Origin of the sequence: Lysinibacillus sp. NPDC097279, from assembly GCF_044761745.1 — a bacterium.
Taxonomy (GTDB): domain Bacteria; phylum Bacillota; class Bacilli; order Bacillales_A; family Planococcaceae; genus Lysinibacillus.
Genome location: NZ_JBIWDA010000001.1, coordinates 1,189,297 through 1,209,166, shown reverse-complemented (window position 1 = coordinate 1,209,166; position 19,870 = coordinate 1,189,297). Strand labels below are relative to the sequence as shown.

Sequence of the window (19,870 nt, the reverse complement as noted above, 5' to 3'; positions counted from 1 at the left end):
GGGCTTGCCTGTATTAATAACGATGTATCATTATTAGCCAAACAGAAATTAATTCTGTTTTTCTATTGGAATACCAAAAACTCGGAAAATGTAGTCTTGCTCTTGTTCTTTTGAAGCAATTCCAGTGGCGATACCACCTTGTTTAGTCCCTTGAATAAACCACATATCATTATGGTCTTGATCTACCGTTGAAAAGTCACCCTGATTCCAACGATTTAATATTTCTAAATATTTATCACTATGTTCGAATCTATCTTTATTTTCCTTTACTATTTGCAGCAATGTGTTAATTCTTTTGGGGGTAATCCTAATGGATGATTCTTTCTCATCAACAATTATCTTTTGAAGGGACATTTGTTGAATAATCTCTTGCACTAGGTTATCAATAAAGGGTTCATCTCCACTTTTCCATTCATCAAGCATTTTGGAATACGTAGGGCTCTCCCAACCAAAATTGATATCCACTGTTGATACAAACTCTTCCTCATCATCTACGTTTGAAATTGATTGACTGTTTTCTAATTGAATCGCGGCACTTTTAGAAACTTCGTTTTCATAGTTCTTTTTCATAATCAAAAAAGTACCACTTATACTCAGGAACGCCGTTAAAACAACTATAGCTAAAACATGAATCAACTTCATTTTTTGCCACCTTTCTTTATTAATTAATAATTACCCCAAAATTATCATATCGTCTCCTAATTTTCAACACAAAACAGAAGTCTCCCGCCTAAACGACAGACTCCTATTCCTTGTATAAACAATAAATTTACGATTATCGCACAAACATATGTGAGGCGGATGATTTGAGTTTTCTAGTATAGTTGCTATTTGCATAAAATTCTGCTGTAACCAACATAACTTTTCCTATATATCCAATGTTGCTAAATATAAAATTTTTTTCGCAGTTGTTGAATTTGCCCAGTAACCACCTTTTTGGTTGACACATCTAACCAAACATCTGCGTTGTCCGCTTCACGTTGTAATTAGAATTTAACATATCCTTGGAACGGCCACGTCTCGCCTTTTACACCCTCTAATGTCACATAAACATTTTTACTGTCCTTAGCCACGCAAGTATATATAACTGGTTCACTTGCTCCAGTTTCAACATAACTTTTACTACATCTCATCATTTTATTCCTCCTATATTTTTTTATTGCTAGAGTTAGCTAACCTTCTAACGCTATCTAAAGGACAATTTTGATTCGATTTAACAACCTTTTTTTAAAATTTCATACTTATATATATTTACTAAACTTAAAATCAACAAAAGGCAGTAACGTTAAAGGTCAAATCCTTACCGTTACTGCCTTTTCAATTAACATGTAGTTGTTGCTTTGCAATAAAGTTTGAGCAAAAATACCTCACAAACCCTTATTTTACAATAAATAAGAGGAATCCCTTTGGCAGTTCAACTCGAAATTTTGAGTTTGTCTACAGTCTGAAGCTAGGATTCAATAACCTAGCTCCTCTCTTAAATCAACACACTATAATTTTTTAAAATGGTTTCACGAACGTTCCTTACATGCTTTTTCATGAGAAACTCAGACAGCTCGACCTCACGATTCCGCAGCGCACTTAAAATATCGCTATGCTCCTTGAATGAATCCTCATTACGCCCTGGCACTAAAATTGTTTTAAACTGCAGGCGCTTTAGCTGCTGCTTAATAATTTTCACCAGGTCCACAGCCTGCTGATTATTAGACGCTTTATAAATGATTTCGTGGAACTTCAAATTGCCTTGCGAATAAGCATCAAAGTTTTTCAATGCTAAATCACTGCGCATCTGTTCTAGAATCTTCTCCAGCTCCACAACATGTACATCCGTAATATTAGCTGCCGCATCTGCAGTAATTAGCCCTTCAAGAACCTCGCGAATTTTTAAATAATTGCTTATTTCATCTAACGTAAACGCTTTAATCGTTGCGCCTTTATTATTCTCCATTACGATAAGATTTTCCTGTTCAAGCTTAAGCAGCGCCTTTTTCACCGTATTTCTACTAACGCCTATTTCAAGCGACAAATCATTTTCAATTAATTTTTGAGAAGGGTAATAAACCCCATCCAAAATTCTCTCTTTAATAAAATCATATGCAATCTCAGCTGGTCGCTTCATATAAATCCCTCATTTCAAAATCGCACGATCAAACCGTAACTTTTTACAGTGACACCTTCAAACACTTCACTTTTTTGTCATCAACTCTGGTAGCCATGTTGTTAAAAATGGAATATAAGTCACCATTATAAGCACAATTAATGAAACAAATAAAAACGGTATAACAGCCTTGATAAGCTTTTCCATCTTTACATTCCCGACGCTCGAGGCAATGAACAGTCCTGCACCTACTGGAGGTGTTAATAAACCGATTGTTGCATTTAAACATAGCATAACACCGAAATGCACTGGATTGATACCGAAACTATGAACTAACGGCATAAAAATCGGCAGTAAAATAACCATTACTGCTAACTCATCTAAGAAAACACCTGTTATTAATAAGAATAAATTCACTAATAATAAGAATACAAGGGGATTAGATGAAATTCCTCCCATAATTTCAACAATTGTTTGAGGAATTCGTTCAAACGCCAAAATCCACCCAAACACACTCGCTGTTGACATTAATAGCGTTACAACTGCTGTTGCAATTGTCGCATTAACAAGCAGTGAAGGAAACTCTTTGAAATCCAGTTCTTTATAGAAAAACTTACCGACTAAAATCGCCATGACACACGCAACACCTGCTGATTCTGTCGCTGTAAAAACACCCGATAAAGTACCTACGATGATAGAAGCGGGAACTAATAATGCCGGAATAATACGCACGAATGATTTCATCACTTCCATAAACGCTGCTTTTTCTGAACGTGGATAGTCATTTTTAATACCTAAAATGATAATTAAAATAATGAACGAAAAGGCCAATAATATTCCGGGTAAGATACCTGCCATAAACATATCATTAACAGATACATTCGCACCCACTGCATAGATAATGAAAAGCATTGATGGCGGAATGATTGGCCCCATAAGTGCAGCAGAAGCAGTTGTTGCTGCTGCAAATTCACGCTTATAGCCCGCCTTTTCCATTTCCGGCACCATAATTTTACTCATCATCGCTGTTTGTGCTGTTGCTGAACCGATGATTGATGCTAAAAATGTGTTCCCAATAACATTTACATACGCTAAACCACCTTTAAAGTGACCTACTGCTTTTTTCGCAAAATCAATTAAACGCACCGTAATTCCTGACGCGTTCATCAATTCACCCGCTAACATGAATAGTGGAATCGCTAGTAAGCTAAAGCTTTGTACCCCAGAGAACAATTGTTGAGAAATATTATTCAACAACAGCGTTTGTCCAGTTGAAAAAATATAGACGAGTGAAATAATCCCTAAAATAAGTGCGATAGGTACTTTAATGACTAATAATACTAAGAAAATAATAAGGGCTAATGTCATTATTCATCGCCCCCTTTGAGCTTAACTGACTCTATTTCTCTGTATGTAAAGGCCTGAATTAAGTGATTGATAGCATGTACAAGTAAGCATAGAATGCCGAATGGTACCGCCATATATGGCAAAAACATCGAAATTTTCAAGCCTGGTGATAACGATGTTTTTACGGAAGGATTCGATATCCATTGAATTGCTACATACTCAATAATAATCGCGAAGACAACTAAACTCAAATAACCAACTATTAAAAAGATTCGCTTCCATAATAAATTCATGCGATCAAACACTAAATCTAATGAAGCTGCACGCCCTGTTTTCACACTCATACTACCCCCTACAAACGTTAACCAAATTAACATATACACCGCTAATTCGTCTGTCCACGTTAATGGACTATCTACGATATAACGAAATGCAACACCTAAAGCAATACTTCCCAGCATGACTGACATTAAAATGACCGACAATAGTTTCTCGAATTTATATAACGTATCGCTTACTAGTGTCATAAATTTCATGTTAAATCCCCCTTTTTAGCGTGCTCCACTAAAACTGTTTAAAATAGGGCAGTAGGAATTGTCTCCTACCGCCCTACACACATAAATCCCGATGACGCAACAAAAGCGTGGGCTTTGCTTAAGCTACCCGTCATACTTACCGTTTTGCAAGTATGAGTCAAACGTTATTGGTTCGCTTCGATAAACGCTTTGATTGTAGCGTTTGAAGAATACTGATCGTAAACTTTTTGGCTTAAATCTTTGAACTCATCAACATTCGCTAATTCATTTACAGTTACACCAGCAGCTTCTAGATCCTTTAATAATTGCTCGTTTTTCGCGATACCTTCAGTTACGCCCCAATCAATAGCAGCAGCCCAAGTATCGGCAACGGTTTTCTTATCTTCTTCACTTAAACCATCGATTAACTTTTTTGAACCAATAACAACCTCTGGGAACACGATGTGTCCAGAAAGCGTTAAAATGTCTGCTGACTCATAGAATTTTTGAGATACTGCTGCGTTGAAGTCTGTATCAACTGCATCAATTACACCCGTTGAAAGAGATGTGTAAACTTCTGGAAGCGGCATAGACACCGGACCAGCACCTACTTCTTTGTAATAAGATTCGAATACTGGGCTACCAGGAATACGAATTTTTAAACCTTTGAAATCTGCTAATGTTGCTAAAGGCTTGCTCGATAAAATATGACGTTGACCTGCAAAGAATACACCGTAGCCTATCATGTTTTTCGTTTCTAAATCTGTCATCATTTGCTTTGCGGGCTCACTTGAAGCCGCTGCAGCTGCCTCAGATAAATCATCGAACAAGAATGGCATGAACCAGCCGTTAATTGATTCGGAAATGCTTGATATTGTACCATTACTTAAAATCGCAAAGTCTAATGTACCTGACTCTACTTGCTGTTGCATATCGTTCTCTTTACCTAGCTGGTTCGCTGGGTAAATATCAACCTTCATACGTCCGTTTGAATTAGCTTCAAGATCTTTTGCAAACTTTTCAGCTACGTCGAATTTAATATGCGATTCTGCAGCTTCGTGGCCTAGCTTAAACGTATATGTTTTAGCAGAATCATCTGCTGTGTCACCAGCATTGTTCCCCGTTGCTTCTCCTTCTGCCGAGCTACCACCACATGCTGCTAAAACAACTGTTAACATTGCTAGCATTAACATGAATAAACACTTTTTCATACATTAACCCCCTTGTTTTGTACACTTGCAAAATTTAAGATAAATTGACTTTTCCATCCACGATAAAGACTATCTACAACTCCTATTACAATACTGCCGACATTTCAAATTGCACACGCAGTCCCTTTTTTAAGCTTTTCTCTGTTGTATGGCGTGCAGGTCGATTATTTTCGTTTGGGAACATTTTCAGCCACTCAATATTGACATTGTCCTTATACTTGCGGTCCACCATATTAACGCTTAAATGCGCAATATCATCTGTCGTACCGCCAGCAGCCTTCATAATTTCCTCTAAGTAGTAAAATAAATTACGAATTTCCTGATCGACATCGTCTGGCACAATACCTGTCTCCGGATCAGATCCAATAATCGCTGATGTATAGACCATATTTCCGATCTTCACAGCAACTGGAATCGGATTGTCATGCTTCGAGCCCTTAATGTGTAACACTTCACGCTTCGCCATTTGCGACACCTTCTTTCGCAGCTAGACGTTCTTCCTCTGTTTCGTAATAGACAACACCTTCTGACGCTAGCACTGGTCGTAAATTATAAAAATCTAAGCTAATTTGGCCGCTTTCGATTTTCTCGATTGTGCCAGCTTCCTTCGCTACACGTGCTTGTGACAGCTTTAGTGATGACTCGAAATCCTCTTTTTTCACCACCACAACGCCATCATCATCCGCCATGATTAAATCACCTGGATGAATCAATATGCCCGCACACACTGCCGGAGCATTTACCCAGCCCCCACGTCCCTTTTGAGCTCCTTGGGATAACACTTCGCGCGTCCAAATTGGGAAGCCCATATCGCGAATTTGACGTACATCGCGAATACCGGAATCCATGATTATTCCTTTTGCACCCTTTTTCATGAGTGCTGTTACAATCAATTCACCAACCATGCCTATGACATTATTACCTTCTGTCGTAATAACAACGATATCTCCTGGTTTTACAACTTCAATGGCTGCATGAATCATCAAATTATCGCCTGCTGGACAAACGACTGTAACTGCCGGTCCAACAATCATCGTATTTTTTAAAATCGGCTTTAACTCTGGATCTAAAATACCTTGTTTGCCTTGCGCCTCATACACTGTCGACACATCGAGCTTATTGTAAGCATCTAAAATTGCCTTTGATGGACGTTCAATATTCCGTACAACATACTTTTCCATTTACAGTAGCTCCTCTCCAACTAGCGGGAAGAAGCGAGAAAAGGCTTCCGCTTGCTTATAGCTGTTATTACCAGAACAACGACGAGCATGGTTACCACGAAGCTCTGCCTTATAGCCGTAGTAGCTAATTAAATGCCCTTGTGCTTTAAAGCACGCCATCGCCTCTTTCTTCTGCTCATACACATCCGTAATATCTAAAATTACATCTGGATTAAATGAAGAAATTTCCGATTGATGTGGCTCAAAGCCGAATAACTTCGCCTGTTTACATGTTTTTGTCCCTTCTAAACGTACACCGTTAGACGTCGATAACACAGCAGCATCAAACACAAACTTCGATACTGCCTCATGGTCTGGGTTAAACGCATCTCGTGGACCATGTGAAATAATAATATGCGGCTGTACCTCGCGAATTTTACGAGTAAGTTGTTCCATCCGCTCTTCCGTAATATCCATGTGATAATCTTGGTAATCCCAAATATCGACTTTATCTTCAGATAAACCTAAGCATTTTACTGCTGCTAACAGTTCACCTTTACGCGTCTCTTTAACATTTTCAAGAGTTTGACCTTCTACATTCCAAAGATCATTCGACTCTCCTCGTGCACCGTAACTTAAAATAACCAAGTGTACATTTGCCCCATTTTTCACATACTTCGCAATCGCCCCACCACAACGCCAAACAAAGTCCGCTGCGTGTGCACTTACTACTAAAACATTTGTCTTGCTATCAATCATATCCATTACCTCCATGTGTCTACTTGATTGTTTATTTAACAATTGGCGTGCCATAAGTGTGGAACGACTCAATTGTTTTATTGCCCCATGCTTGACCACGTTTACGATCCTCTTCCGTCCATGTAATTGGCTCAAATTCTGGATCTAGTACTAAATAGCCGCCTGCACAAATCTCAATACGGTTACCACCCGGTTCATACACGTATAAGAAATACGTTTGGTTGATGGCATGCTTACTCGGTGCGAACTCGATATGCACACCTTGGTCTACAAATAAATTTGCCGCACGCGCAATCGCATCAAAGTGTTCCACCGCAAACGCTAAATGATGGAAACGTCCTTTTGTTCCTGTTGCATCATGTGAATAGACAAGCTCATATGATTTTGCATTGGTACGATACCAAACCGCACCTCGCTTTCCATTATCTAAGCGAATTTGCTCTGTTAAACGCATGCCTAGCACCTGCTCCGCAAAATCGCCATCTACATCTGGGTTTGAACTTAGAAAATTAATATGATCTAAATTTTTTACGGCTGCTCCACGCCCCATAAACTTCTGATGCTGATTTTTTAGGGTTGGCTTTAGCGCTTCAGGCGCTACATATTTTTCAGTGTCAAAATATAGCTCCATTAAATGACCATCTAAACCACGGTACTGATAAGCACGACCATGGCCAAAATCACCCTCAATCCATGCGCCCTTAATACCCGCCTCCTCAATCACCTGTACGCGACGCTCTAAAGCCTTTGGACTTTTAGTACGGAAAGCAGTGTGTCCTACACCTGGCTCATCCGCCTGTGTTAACACAATCGAATATTGCTCATAATCATTCCAGCATCGTAAGTAAGCCTTTTCATTTGTTCGTTTAACAATTTCTAGTCCAATGCTTTCATAGAAAAACTTAACGCTTTCTTCCAGCACAGGAGTAAATAACTCCACGTGTCCGATATGTACAATATCATCACTATGCTCTACAAAATTTCCAGTCATTCGATAACCACCTTTCATTATTGTTAAACAATCTTGTAAACAATTATATAAATAATTATCAAAAAGTGTCAATAATTTTCAGAAAATTTTATTTAGTTATTTTTTATTAGAACACTTATTCCTCTCTTTCAATCTATATTTATCAATATTAAGTGAAATAAATACTCTGTTTAACTTATTTACATAATATGATACAATTTTAAAAAATCAGATTGTTAAACAAAATTGTTATATGGAAGTGTTTACATGCCGTTTAAATTCATTGTTTTTCTAACATTACTTTTCCAAATCGCTTTAAAAGGCAATATTTTACTTATGCCGCTTTATGGTTTACATTTGCAGGCTTCACCAACAATGCTCGGAATCATAAGCGCAGCTGGCTCCGTTATGCCGATGCTATTCGCATCCATCGTTGGTCGCCTATCTGATAAAATTTCTATTCGACTTCTACTAATCGTCGGCATGCTCGGCAGTTCCACATCGCTTGCTGCCATATACTTTATTCCAAAAAGTATTGTCGCCCTATTAATTGTCCAACTATTATTCGGCTTTTTCCAAATCATTACCGTCGTCAGTAGCCAAAACTTAGTCGGTATGTTATCAACAAGCAATAATCGTGGTCAAAATTACGCCAGCTATACTTTAGGCGTTTCAATTGCTAATCTAATCGGTCCCCTTATCGTCGGTATTACGATTGATGCCTTTACCTATGAAACGTCCTTTTTAGTGATGGCGATTTTTGCAGCGATTCCAGGTATATTCTTTATATGGATTCAATTACAAATTAGTCGTCCAGATGCGAGTCAAAACGTTGTGAGTAAAAGCTTTTTACAGCTCCTGCTCAATCTGCAGCTACGTACTGTGTTTGTCACGAGTGGCATTATTTTAACAGGTGTTGGACTATTCGAATTTTATTTTCCAATTTATATCGACTCACTTGGCATTTCAGCAACTGTAATCGGTATGCTCGTTTCATTGAATGCGCTGGCCTTTATTATTAGTCGTCTCGTTATGCGGCCACTGCAAAAAAATTATCGTCCAGAGCACATCATTGGCGGTTGCCTCAGCATTGCTGCTGTTGCTTTTTTCGCCCTACCTTTTACCGAAACAATTTGGCTACTCGCTATCATTAGTTTCGTCATGGGACTCGGACTAGGTTGCTGCCAACCACTCTCGATTGTCATGGCTTACGACTACTCACCTGCTGGACATTCCGGTGAAGTACTCGGCATTCGCCTAACCGTCAACAAAGCCGTACAATTTTCAGTGCCGATTATTTTCGGAAGTCTCTATTTCCTAGGCTTCTTCCTTATCTTTTGGTTCAATACCGCCTTACTTGGCGCAGGCGGCGCTACATTACTTCGTAAATTCAATAAAAAACAGGTAGCAGAATAATTCTTTGCTACCTGTTTTTTATTTTTTAGATACAATCATTTTTACATTTGTTTCTCCAAACACATGGTATACATCCACGTCGCTCAATCACCTGGAAAAATAATTAAGCAATAATCTTTTAGATCGTTCCGCATTACATAAACTCATTGTCTTAGAACTAGCTGTTCGTTCCTTACAACATGATTACTTGGATACATGAAGGAGTTCTGTAACAATCTGGCCCGATTGCTGAATAAGGAAAAATCCTGCATATAACAGGATTTTTGTTCAAACTTTTATAAATTATCATTCAAAGTTCTAAAAAATAGTTCATCTTTTTTATAAACGGTACTACTTTTTTCAAAACGGTTAAACTTTGTTTTAAAGATACAGTAGTGAATTCAATAAAAAAAGACATGCCCTATTATTCAAGCATGCCCGTCATGTATTTATTTTTTCTTTAATACGAGTGATGTACCTATAATACCTATCATTAAAACTAAAAATATTGCATAGGTAAACGAATGATTGCCCGTTAAATCATAGCAATAACCGATTAATGTTGGAATAATAGCGCTCATCATAAATCCACCTGACATTACCATCGATGACCAACTGTTTGCTTCTTCATTATTCCGTGCTTCATCCAACGGTAATAATAATCCGATAGGAAACAATCCGCTAAGTACTACCCCTATAATGAAGACAGCCACCCATAACATTAATCCTGTTGCTACCCATAATAATGCAAAGCCAATGACCCCCATAATGGCTAATGTTAAAAGCCAACGAATACGACTTCGCCATTTTTCCATTAGCATCGGTACGACAATATTTCCGATCATTTGTACAATAGATAGAAATGTAAGCATCGAACTAGCAGCCACAAGTGAGAAGCCTTTATCTTGTAGCATTGGTGTTAACCATGACATCATAGAGAAAAAGAGCGATGTTTGCAGACCAAAATAAAGTAAAATCGTCCACGCTCGACCGTTTTTCCACGGATTACGTGCAGTTTCCTTTTTAGGATATTCTCCTTGTACAGACTGATGACCTTGTTTGTTTTGGATAACAAGCAACCAAATCATAAGAGCAATTACTGCAAGCACTGACCAACTACCAAGTGCAACTGTCCAATTTTGATGATAGCCATTGTAAAATGATACTGTTAATGCCGCGCTTAATGTGGCACCTGTTCCAATACCAAAAGAATATACCCCAACAACTGTAGTAAAGCGACTCGGGAATTTTTCTTTAATAAATGCATTTAACATCGGACCGATAATGGCAATAGCAAACCCTGCTATAAAACTTGTCACGACTAGCAATGCATAGCTTTCTTTTAACAACCGTAATCCATTAGCAAATACAAGCAGGGCTAAAAGCAATGCAATAGCAGACTTCGTACCAAGACGTTTTTGTAACGGGACAGCCACTGGTGCAAACAGTCCCATACAGAACACTGGAATGGATGTTAGTAGACTCATTTGTGTATTGGATACTTGTAGCGACTCCATTAATACATTAAACAAGGGGCCAATGCCCGTTACAGCAGGGCGCATATTGAGGGCAACGAAAAATATACTAACAACAGCGAATACTATTGAAGCCGTCCATTGTTTATTATTCATAACATTTAATACCTTTCTTCATGCCAATTTCATTATTCGTCATTCAACCTGCACTTGATTTACTACTATCGTTGTCAGACATTTGATTTCTTATATTTATTTTTACCATTTTTTCTACATAACGTCAATATTTCCAGGAATTCCTCATTAAATTGCTTAAATCAGACATTACATATTTTTAGGAGCGTTAATGCCTAGAAGAGCTAACGAATCTTCTAGAATCATTGCTACACAATGACATAAAGCTAAACGAGAACTTTGTCCATCATCATTCGATAATATCTTATTAGTTGCATAATATTTATTGAACGATCGTGCTAATTGTAAAGCATATTTAGCAACTACTGACGGATCAGCTTGTTCATAAGCAATAGTAATAACGCGAGGATATTGTTCTAGTAATAGAATGACTGGCCATGCCTGCACGCCTACTGGTTGATAAGTCATCTCCCCCAGTTGCCCATTCGCTTTTTCTAAAATAGAAAAAATACGAGCATATGTGTATTGAATATAGGGTCCTGTCTCACCTTCAAATTGCATCATTTGCTCGATTGAAAACTCAATATCATGTAAGCGATAATTTTTTAAGTCGTTGAAAATCACAGCACCGACACCAACTTGCTTCGCTACTTCTTCTTTATTTTGTAAATTAGGATTTTTCATTTCAATATTTTGTTTTGCTGTAGCAATTGCTTCAGTCAACACATCATTGAGTAACACAATCTTGCCTTTACGCGTTGACATTTTTTTGCCCTCTTTTAGAATCATCCCAAAAGCTACATGACATAAATTACTTGCCCAATCGTAACCCATTTTCTCCACTACATTAAATAACTGCTTGAAATGAAGCGTTTGTTCATGTCCTACAACATAAACTATTTTTTCAGGATGATACTGTTGAATACGATAAAAAGCTGCTGCTAAATCACGCGTAGCATATAGTGTAGCACCGTCTGTTTTAGTAATAATACAAGGAGGCATTTCCTCTTTCTCTAATTCAACTACATATGCACCTTCAGAAAGTGTAAGTAATCCTTTTTCTTGTAATTCATTTACTACCGTGTGCATTTTATCATTATAGAAAGCTTCACCATCATATGCATCAAATTGAATGCCAAGAAGCTGATATAGTGTTTTGAATTCTTCTAACGATACTTCTCTAAACCAATGCCAAAGCGCAAGTGCTTCTTCGTCCTTATCCTCTAACGCTTTAAATGCAACACGCGCTTGCTCAATTAAAGTAGTATCTCGCTCTGCCTCTTCATGAAACTTTACATAGATTTTCAATAATTCCTCAATTGGTGCAGCTTCAATTGTTTGCTGATGTCCCCATCGTTTATACGCAACAATTAATTTTCCAAACTGTGTTCCCCAATCACCTAAATGATTAATACGAATAGCGTTATAGCCATTTTTCTCAGCGATATTGGCGAGTGCATTACCAATAACAGTTGAACGTAGATGCCCCATGGAAAAGGGCTTCGCAATATTAGGAGAAGAAAAATCGAACACAACATTCCCTTTTCTCGTTAAACTTGTGCCATATAAATGTTGCTCTTTCAAAATTTGCTTTAATACTTGTTGTGTAATGATGTGTTGATTTAAAAATAAATTGACATATCCGCCGACTATTTCAATCGACTGAATCACATCACACGTTAAGTTTTTTTGAATATTAGATGCAATTAGTTGAGGAGATTGCCCGAGCTTTTTAGCCAGTTTAAAACATGGTAATGAAAAATCACCAAGGTCTACATGTTTAGGTTTTTCAAGTAATTTTTCAATCTCTTCTACTTCCACTTGATTATTTAACGCACTAGCAATACTTTTTGCAATTTGTAAATTCATGTACTTATTCCCCCTTTTATATAAAAAAAAGCCCTCGTCTCAATTAAGAGACGAGAGCATAGATTCCCGTGGTACCACTCTAGTTGCCAAAATTATGACCACTTTCTGTTGATAACGAGGTGACTCCCCGATATTCCCTACTTATATTTCGGGAAATTTCTCCAAAGTGCGTTTCATTCAAATAGACTGCATTAGGCTCACACCATCCCTAATTCGCTTTGCAGCACAAAATGAACTACTTTCTTTTTCATAGAATTTAACAACTATTGATTTTGGAATATTCTATATTATCCAATCTTGAAAGTCAACTACATCTATATATTTTCTTAAAAAGTGATTAATTGTATCTTTATTCAATGAAAAACAAGTAATTTGTACTATTAATTGTGCTATATAGTACTGAACTATGAGCGGTAAACGTTGATGTCATAATGTTTATAGACTATGGAACATATTTCATGATATACTAGAGCCATTGTGAAAAAAGGAGGAACTTGCATGATTCAAGTAAGTAATGTAGGTCTTCGCTATGGCGATCGTAAACTATTTGAAGACGTAAATATAAAATTCACACCAGGTAATTGCTACGGTTTAATCGGGGCAAACGGTGCAGGAAAATCAACATTCCTAAAAATACTTTCTGGTGAAATTGAAGCACAAGAAGGTAATGTATCAATGGGTAAGGACGAACGCTTATCTGTCCTTAAACAAAATCACTTCGAATACGATGAGCATACAGTGCTTGATACGGTGATTATGGGTAACAAACGCCTATATGACGTAAAAAATGAAAAAGATGCAATTTATGCAAAAGAAGATTTCTCTGATGAAGATGGCATGCGTGCTGCTGAATTAGAAGGTGAATTTGCAGAGCTAAACGGTTGGGAAGCAGAATCAGAAGCTGCAACATTATTAAACGGTTTAGGCATCTCAGATGATCTTCACTACATGTTAATGGGTGATCTTGAAGGTTCTGACAAAGTCAAAGTATTATTAGCACAAGCATTATTCGGTCAACCAGATGTACTATTACTGGATGAGCCTACCAACCACCTTGACTTAAAAGCAATTCAATGGTTAGAAGAATTCCTAATTAACTTTGAAAATACAGTTATCGTCGTATCCCATGACCGTCACTTCTTAAACAAAGTATGTACACATATTGCGGATCTTGATTTCTCAAAAATCCAATTATATGTAGGGAACTATGATTTCTGGTATGAATCTTCTCAATTAGCACAAAAAATGGCGCAAGACCAAAATTCTAAAAAAGAAGAAAAAATTAAAGAATTACAAGCGTTTATCGCTCGTTTCTCTGCCAATGCATCAAAGTCAAAACAAGCAACATCACGTAAAAAAATGTTGGATAAAATCGAGCTTGATGACATTAAACCTTCTAGCCGTAAATATCCATTCATCAACTTCCAAATCGGCCGCGAAATCGGTAATGATGTATTAACAGTTGATGGTCTTACAGCAAGTCAAGATGGTCAAACTTTATTTAAAGACATTCGTTTCTCAATGAATAAAGATGATAAAATCGTTTTACTTGGTAGCCCAATGGCTAAAACAGCTCTTCTTGATATCTTAATGGAAGATAAAGAAGCTGATGCTGGTACATTTAAATGGGGTGTTACAACATCTCAAAGCTATTTCGAAAACGATCACGATAAATACTTTGAAGGTTCAGAAAAGTCTTTAGTAGAATGGCTACGTCAATATTCACCTGACGATGAAACAGAAAGCTTCCTACGTGGTTTCTTAGGTCGTATGCTATTCTCTGGTGAAGAAGTGAAAAAATCTCCTTCTGTATTATCTGGGGGAGAAAAAGTGCGTTGTATGCTTTCAAAAATGATGCTAGCAACAGCCAACGTCATTTTACTAGATGAGCCAACAAACCACCTTGATCTTGAATCAATCCAAGCACTAAATGAAGGCTTAATCCGCTTTAAAGGTGCCATGATTTTCACATCTCATGACCATCAGTTCATTCAAACAATTGCAAACCGTGTCATTGAAATCCGTGAAGATGGTTCAATTTTAGACAAACAATTAACATATGATGAGTTTTTAGAGTGGAAAGATAGCCAAGGCTTAAACTAATCCAATCGTAAATTAAGCTCCCCCGTTCACTCGGGGGAGCTTTTTTCTAAGTAGAATGAAAAAACAGCAAATACTTTTCGTATTTGCTGTCTGTTGCTATTTTTGCATTTCTTTTGTTGGTCCAAGTACACCTGGAACTGGTAAGCCAGCTTGACGTAATAATACTGTCATTTGACCACGATGATGTGTTTGGTGGTCAATTAGTGCACGTAATAATGCGCCTCGAGTAATCGGTCCGTTAAAACCATTTACTTCCTCCAGTAAATCTTCATTTGACAGCTTAGCCGCTTCTTCTTTAATACTTGTAGCTGTCTTTTCATATGTCGCAGCAATTTCACCTGCTGATGCTGGAATAGGATCTTCTTGTCGAATCATAGGTACCTTTAAACCTGCTAAATAACTAAAATAGCCTGCAGCGCCAACTAAATGCCAACCTAACCAACCAAGAGTATTGTGACCTTCAACAATGCTTTGACCTAGTGATTCATCTGACATTGCTTTCAGCACTTTAGCAGTACCTTCCGCTGCAACCGTCCATTCGCTTAAAAAATCATCTACATGTCGATACATATTATCGCCCCCCAAATTTTAACTCTTTATTATCATAGTAAAATCCTAACTGTATCGCAAGTTTGCGCTATTAGTTTACATAAAAATATTATTTGTGTTCAACTTTACTACGCTTGTTCTAAATTTCAGTTGATTTTTACCTCTCTTTCCTCAAGTTAAAGACTTTGCCCATATTTTTGTTAAATGATGTATAATGGGCTACAACTTAAACTAATAGAAAGAGGTATTTTATGTTTTCCCCATTACAAAAAGGCGATACAATTGGCATTTACTCGCCTTCCAAACCAGCTTCCGTTATTGCTCATGCTCGATATGAGCGAGGTAAGGCACGATTACAAGCACTTGGCTTTTCAATTAAAGAAGGTTCATTAACTGGCACAAATGATATTTATCGTTCTGGTTCACCTAAGGAACGTGCACAGGAGCTCAATGAACTATTACATGACCCTACAGTGAAAATGATTTTGCCTACAATGGGCGGCACAAATGCCAATAGTATGTTGCCTTATATAGATTATGAAGCGATTCAACAATCCCCCAAAATACTAGTTGGTTTATCGGATGTAACGGCCATTCTCCTTGCCATCTATGCTAAAACCGACGTGCCAGTATTTTATGGCCCTTCTGTTGCATCTACATTTGGTGAATTCCCACCATTTGTGAATTACACAGAACAATATTTCATCGATCTCTTTATGCAAACTATACCTATTCCTTATGAAGTATCGATTCCCCCTATTTGGACAGATGACCGAGTTAATTGGCTTGAAAAAACAGCAGAAAAAACGCAACACGATAATTCTTGGATAACTGTTCAACGAGGGAGTGCCGAAGGTCGATTAATCGGAGGTAATATTAATACGATGTATGGTTTTATAGGAACCCCCTACTTCCCGCAAATTCAAGAAGGCGATATTTTATTATTAGAAGATACATCCAAAACAATTGCTGTCGTGGAAAAAAACTTTGCTATGTTAAAGTTACATGGCTACTTCGACAAAATTGCAGCGATTATTTTAGGCAAGCATGAGCAGTATGATGATGAAGGAACTGGTCGAAAACCTTATGATGTTTTAGTAGAACTGCTGGACGGGAACCCTATACCAATCTTGGCTGAGGTAGATTGTTGTCACACACATCCACTGCACCCATTGCCAATCGGCTTACGTGTGAAAGTGGATGCAACAAATAAACGCATTTTGTTGTTAGAAAGTTGGTTCACTTAATATTCGTATATAGGCACTCCTTCACGTATACTTAAAGAAAATTGCTAAAGGAGTTTGATAATATTCGAATCTTTTTCTTATTTTCTCTAGCAATAATACTTGTCGGCTGTACAACGAGTCCGACTACAAACCCACAGTCTAGCCATTCGACTAAATCTGATGAACAAAATGTTAAAGAACAAGCAACGAATCGACCATTTAGTAGTCTTCTCACTACCTATTTCCCACCAGATGGAACAACGGCTTATTTTCAAGGGGAAGGGAACGAGTTTGCTAGTTACACACTTCAAACAACCTATATTGATGATATGACAATAGCACAATTAGAAAATAACGGTGGTGTCACATTATTAAAGGTCTATCGGATTACGAAGTCTGCTGTAGAACTTGTTTATATGGAAGCAGTCGATGAAACGCCAATATTGCCAACAATACAAGAAATAGCAACATTACCAGTTATTGAAACCATTTTACATCTGCCATTAGAGGTTGGAAGCCGTTTCGATGGTTGGGAAATTCTTTCGACTACAGCCACAATAACAACGGGCTTAACTACTTTTCACGATGTCATTGAGCTGAAGAAAACAAAGGACAATATGACGACCTTTAAATATTTTGCTAAAGGTGTGGGATTAATCTATACAAAAGACGAAATGGTAACAAATAATGGTGAATCATTTACCATTACTTCCACTTTGCAAAAAATCGAATGAAATGACTGAGCAGGCGTCTTGCTTGGCGCCTTTTTTCTTACGTAAGGAGGTAGCTATTCATGAGCGACATACATAAGCACTCTACAGAGGAAGAATTAACAGAAGAGGAATTCATAGAACTTGTACTTGCAGAGCAACAAAAAGCGCTAGCTGAGGAAAGAGCACGACACCTCAGTGGTAAAAAGACTAAGAAACAAAAACCGATGATAAAATGGATGATGTGGGTTATGGCATTCGTACTATTTTTTAATACGTTTGCGCTTATTTTTCAAATTTACTCCATTCCAGCTATCGAATTTATAAAGGTCTCCAGTCAGTTATCGCAACAAGAAGATATTCAAACATATAAAAAAGCGATTGTAGAGGTTTCTACAGGCTCAAGTAAAGGTACAGGCTTTGCTATTTCACCTGATGGTCTAATTGTTACGAATGCTCATGTAATAGAAGACGCCCTTACATTGTCCGTTGTATTTCCTGAACAAGGGCTTATGGAAGCTCAGTTACTGCAAAGCTTTCCCGAAGTTGATTTAGCACTTTTGCAAGTTAAGGCTAGCAATCTCCCCTCACTAACTCTCGCAAATAGTCCTAGTTATCAAAAGGATGAGTCTGTTTATTTCATCGGTAACCCACTGTCCTTCACAGGTATTGCTAATAAAGGCACATTACTTAAAGAAACTTATCTTGAAAATTGGCAGGAGCCTGTCATGATGATGCAAGCACCTGTATACAAAGGCAATAGTGGCAGCCCTGTTCTTAATAGCGATGGAGAGGTAATCGGCATTATTTTCGCCACGATGAAAAAGGAACCCTATGGACGAGTTGGATTGTTTGTACCTGTACATGTGTTAGAAGTTTATTTCCAGCAATATAAGCAGAATTTAAAAAATCCCTCACTGGAATCAAAAGAAGCTTCCCCGCTTCTTTTCCACACTATTTAAAAGATGAACCGTGTCCATTTAACATGACACGGTTCATCTTTTATTCACACAACATTTTAAGATTGTAATCACATCCCATAAGGTGTATTTTTAACACTCTTCCCTTTTACATTTAGCCAATTTTTTAGTATTGAACTACAAACTTTAATTTGACTAAAACATCCTTTAAATAAATTAATAATATTAAACGATAAATTAAAATAATTAATTAAAAGATTAAATAAATTGAAATTTATTGTTTATTTTATTAAATCCTTAATGTATAATCAAATTAAATTAAAGAAAGGAATTTCACTATGGCTTATAAAGTAATTACGAATTGTCCTGTCTGTAATAATACATTAAAAATTACCAAGCTCCATTGTTCTCACTGTCACACTACGATTGAAAATGAGTTTGAATTATCAAAGCTTGCCTCACTATCAAAAGATCAGCTTCATTTTGTAGAAGTGTTTTTAACATGTAGAGGTAATATTAAAGAAGTTGAAAAAGAATTAGGAATCTCGTACCCTACTGTTCGAGGGAAGCTAACGGAAATCATCTCGTCGCTTGGATATGTACAAAAGAAGAAAAATGAAGTGGACGAGAAAAAAATCGTCACTATGTTAGAAAATGGCGAAATTACGCCAGAGGAAGCCATAAAGCTCTTAAAAGAGGAATAAGGAGGAACTTATAATGAAAGAGGAAATCGCAAGAGTGTTAACAATGATTCAAGAAGGAAAGCTTGATGCAGAAAAGGGATCGGAACTTATTCAAGCGTTGAAGGATAAAGAAGATACAGGAAATAACCTTTTAGAAAAGTCATCAAAGTATTTAGATAAAACATTAAAAGTTCGTGTAGTTTCTTCTGAAAATGATAATGTGATGGTCAACTTACCTCTAAAACTTGTCAAAGTAGTATTAATGGCTGGCCATAGCATTGCAGCAAGTATCCCTCAATCGGAAAAATACGTTAAAGATATTGATATTAACTTGATTATTGAAGCAATTGAAAATGAATTAGATGGTCAAATTGTTGATATTAAATCTGCAAACGGGGATACCGTTTCAGTCATTATCGAATAGTGAATTGCTTATGATGCATGTAAAAGTGAAGACAAATGGCTTTAAGTTTATCATCCCAATTCCATATGCCATGTTAAATATCCTTATTTCTATCTTATTTTCAAAGTTTGTTCATAAAATTGCTAATAAATGGACAAAAGAGCACTTCGAAAGAAAAAAAATAGACTTTACGATCCCACTTATAGATAAAGAAACACTGAAACCTGTTGTCAATGAACTAAAAAATTATAAGGGCATTATATTAGTAGATGTTAAAGCGCAGGATGGGACCGAAGTTAAGGTCAAATTATAAAATCAAACGTTTGATATGCATATTAAAAG

The 19,870-nt window shown here is 37.1% G+C and carries 21 protein-coding genes and 1 other annotated feature; of the genes, 8 read left to right on the top strand and 13 right to left on the bottom strand.

What is annotated here, in order from left to right:
* Positions 1-48 precede the first annotated feature (48 nt).
* From ACIQ1H_RS06155 to ACIQ1H_RS06110, 10 genes are all read right to left on the bottom strand, one after another.
* Positions 49-642 carry a DUF6241 domain-containing protein gene (locus tag ACIQ1H_RS06155; RefSeq protein WP_402887320.1) on the bottom strand — a complete coding sequence of 198 codons (594 nt, stop codon included), beginning with the start codon at positions 640-642 and terminating at the stop codon, positions 49-51.
* 344 nt (positions 643-986) lie between these two features.
* Complete coding sequence (locus ACIQ1H_RS06150) at positions 987-1,136, bottom strand: hypothetical protein (protein ID WP_402887318.1); 150 nt, start codon at positions 1,134-1,136, stop codon at positions 987-989.
* 341 nt (positions 1,137-1,477) lie between these two features.
* On the bottom strand, positions 1,478-2,119 hold the full coding sequence (locus ACIQ1H_RS06145) for a GntR family transcriptional regulator (protein WP_402887317.1): 642 nt from the start codon (positions 2,117-2,119) through the stop codon (positions 1,478-1,480).
* Between the two features lie 66 nt (positions 2,120-2,185).
* Entirely contained in the window at positions 2,186-3,466 is a 1,281-nt protein-coding gene (locus ACIQ1H_RS06140; protein ID WP_402887315.1) for a TRAP transporter large permease, read from the bottom strand.
* Positions 3,466-3,981 carry a TRAP transporter small permease gene (locus tag ACIQ1H_RS06135; protein WP_402887313.1) on the bottom strand — a complete coding sequence of 172 codons (516 nt, stop codon included), beginning with the start codon at positions 3,979-3,981 and terminating at the stop codon, positions 3,466-3,468. Before ACIQ1H_RS06135 ends, ACIQ1H_RS06140 begins: the two co-directional genes overlap by 1 nt.
* A 164-nt stretch (positions 3,982-4,145) precedes the next feature.
* The gene (locus ACIQ1H_RS06130) at positions 4,146-5,171 is read right to left on the bottom strand and encodes a TRAP transporter substrate-binding protein (RefSeq protein WP_402887312.1); all 1,026 of its coding nucleotides are present in this window, start codon (positions 5,169-5,171) and stop codon (positions 4,146-4,148) included.
* Positions 5,172-5,256: 85 nt separating this feature from the next.
* Entirely contained in the window at positions 5,257-5,637 is a 381-nt protein-coding gene (locus ACIQ1H_RS06125) for a RidA family protein (RefSeq protein WP_402887311.1), read from the bottom strand.
* Positions 5,624-6,352 (bottom strand): 4-carboxy-4-hydroxy-2-oxoadipate aldolase/oxaloacetate decarboxylase, encoded by a 729-nt coding sequence (locus ACIQ1H_RS06120; protein WP_402887310.1) that lies wholly within the window; start codon positions 6,350-6,352, stop codon positions 5,624-5,626. The genes ACIQ1H_RS06125 and ACIQ1H_RS06120 overlap by 14 nt, the downstream gene beginning before the upstream one ends.
* The gene (locus tag ACIQ1H_RS06115; protein WP_402887308.1) at positions 6,353-7,090 is read right to left on the bottom strand and encodes a PIG-L deacetylase family protein; all 738 of its coding nucleotides are present in this window, start codon (positions 7,088-7,090) and stop codon (positions 6,353-6,355) included.
* Between the two features lie 31 nt (positions 7,091-7,121).
* The gene (locus ACIQ1H_RS06110; protein WP_402887306.1) at positions 7,122-8,081 is read right to left on the bottom strand and encodes a VOC family protein; all 960 of its coding nucleotides are present in this window, start codon (positions 8,079-8,081) and stop codon (positions 7,122-7,124) included.
* A 246-nt stretch (positions 8,082-8,327) separates the two neighbouring features.
* Here ACIQ1H_RS06110 and ACIQ1H_RS06105 point away from each other — a divergent pair, with 246 nt between their 5' ends.
* Positions 8,328-9,476: an MFS transporter gene (locus tag ACIQ1H_RS06105; protein ID WP_402887304.1), complete on the top strand. Its 1,149-nt coding sequence runs from the start codon at positions 8,328-8,330 to the stop codon at positions 9,474-9,476.
* 428 nt (positions 9,477-9,904) lie between these two features.
* Here the strand turns inward: ACIQ1H_RS06105 and ACIQ1H_RS06100 are convergent, their stop codons facing one another.
* Positions 9,905-11,086, bottom strand: a complete 1,182-nt coding sequence (locus ACIQ1H_RS06100; protein WP_402887302.1) for an MFS transporter — start codon at positions 11,084-11,086, stop codon at positions 9,905-9,907.
* Positions 11,087-11,254: 168 nt separating this feature from the next.
* On the bottom strand, positions 11,255-12,934 hold the full coding sequence (gene argS / locus ACIQ1H_RS06095) for an arginine--tRNA ligase (protein ID WP_402887300.1): 1,680 nt from the start codon (positions 12,932-12,934) through the stop codon (positions 11,255-11,257).
* Between the two features lie 43 nt (positions 12,935-12,977).
* Positions 12,978-13,194 (bottom strand) — a binding site (T-box leader).
* 238 nt (positions 13,195-13,432) lie between these two features.
* Here argS and ACIQ1H_RS06090 point away from each other — a divergent pair.
* Positions 13,433-15,037: an ABC-F family ATP-binding cassette domain-containing protein gene (locus ACIQ1H_RS06090; RefSeq protein WP_172771533.1), complete on the top strand. Its 1,605-nt coding sequence runs from the start codon at positions 13,433-13,435 to the stop codon at positions 15,035-15,037.
* A gap of 96 nt (positions 15,038-15,133) precedes the next feature.
* Here ACIQ1H_RS06090 and ACIQ1H_RS06085 read toward each other — a convergent pair whose 3' ends face one another.
* The gene (locus ACIQ1H_RS06085; RefSeq protein WP_402887298.1) at positions 15,134-15,607 is read right to left on the bottom strand and encodes a DinB family protein; all 474 of its coding nucleotides are present in this window, start codon (positions 15,605-15,607) and stop codon (positions 15,134-15,136) included.
* A 230-nt stretch (positions 15,608-15,837) separates the two neighbouring features.
* Here ACIQ1H_RS06085 and ACIQ1H_RS06080 point away from each other — a divergent pair, with 230 nt between their 5' ends.
* The 6 genes from ACIQ1H_RS06080 to ACIQ1H_RS06055 all read left to right on the top strand — a co-directional run bounded on the left by ACIQ1H_RS06080 (position 15,838) and on the right by ACIQ1H_RS06055 (position 19,841).
* Positions 15,838-16,833 carry a S66 family peptidase gene (locus tag ACIQ1H_RS06080; RefSeq protein WP_402887296.1) on the top strand — a complete coding sequence of 332 codons (996 nt, stop codon included), beginning with the start codon at positions 15,838-15,840 and terminating at the stop codon, positions 16,831-16,833.
* 41 nt (positions 16,834-16,874) lie between these two features.
* On the top strand, positions 16,875-17,546 hold the full coding sequence (locus ACIQ1H_RS06075; protein WP_402887294.1) for a hypothetical protein: 672 nt from the start codon (positions 16,875-16,877) through the stop codon (positions 17,544-17,546).
* A gap of 59 nt (positions 17,547-17,605) precedes the next feature.
* Complete coding sequence (locus tag ACIQ1H_RS06070) at positions 17,606-18,484, top strand: S1C family serine protease (protein ID WP_402887292.1); 879 nt, start codon at positions 17,606-17,608, stop codon at positions 18,482-18,484.
* A 296-nt stretch (positions 18,485-18,780) separates the two neighbouring features.
* On the top strand, positions 18,781-19,146 hold the full coding sequence (locus ACIQ1H_RS06065; RefSeq protein WP_402887290.1) for a DUF2089 domain-containing protein: 366 nt from the start codon (positions 18,781-18,783) through the stop codon (positions 19,144-19,146).
* Between the two features lie 13 nt (positions 19,147-19,159).
* Positions 19,160-19,549, top strand: a complete 390-nt coding sequence (locus tag ACIQ1H_RS06060) for an SHOCT-like domain-containing protein (RefSeq protein WP_172771539.1) — start codon at positions 19,160-19,162, stop codon at positions 19,547-19,549.
* Between the two features lie 10 nt (positions 19,550-19,559).
* The gene (locus ACIQ1H_RS06055; RefSeq protein WP_402887288.1) at positions 19,560-19,841 is read left to right on the top strand and encodes a hypothetical protein; all 282 of its coding nucleotides are present in this window, start codon (positions 19,560-19,562) and stop codon (positions 19,839-19,841) included.
* The last annotated feature ends 29 nt before the right edge of the window (positions 19,842-19,870 follow it).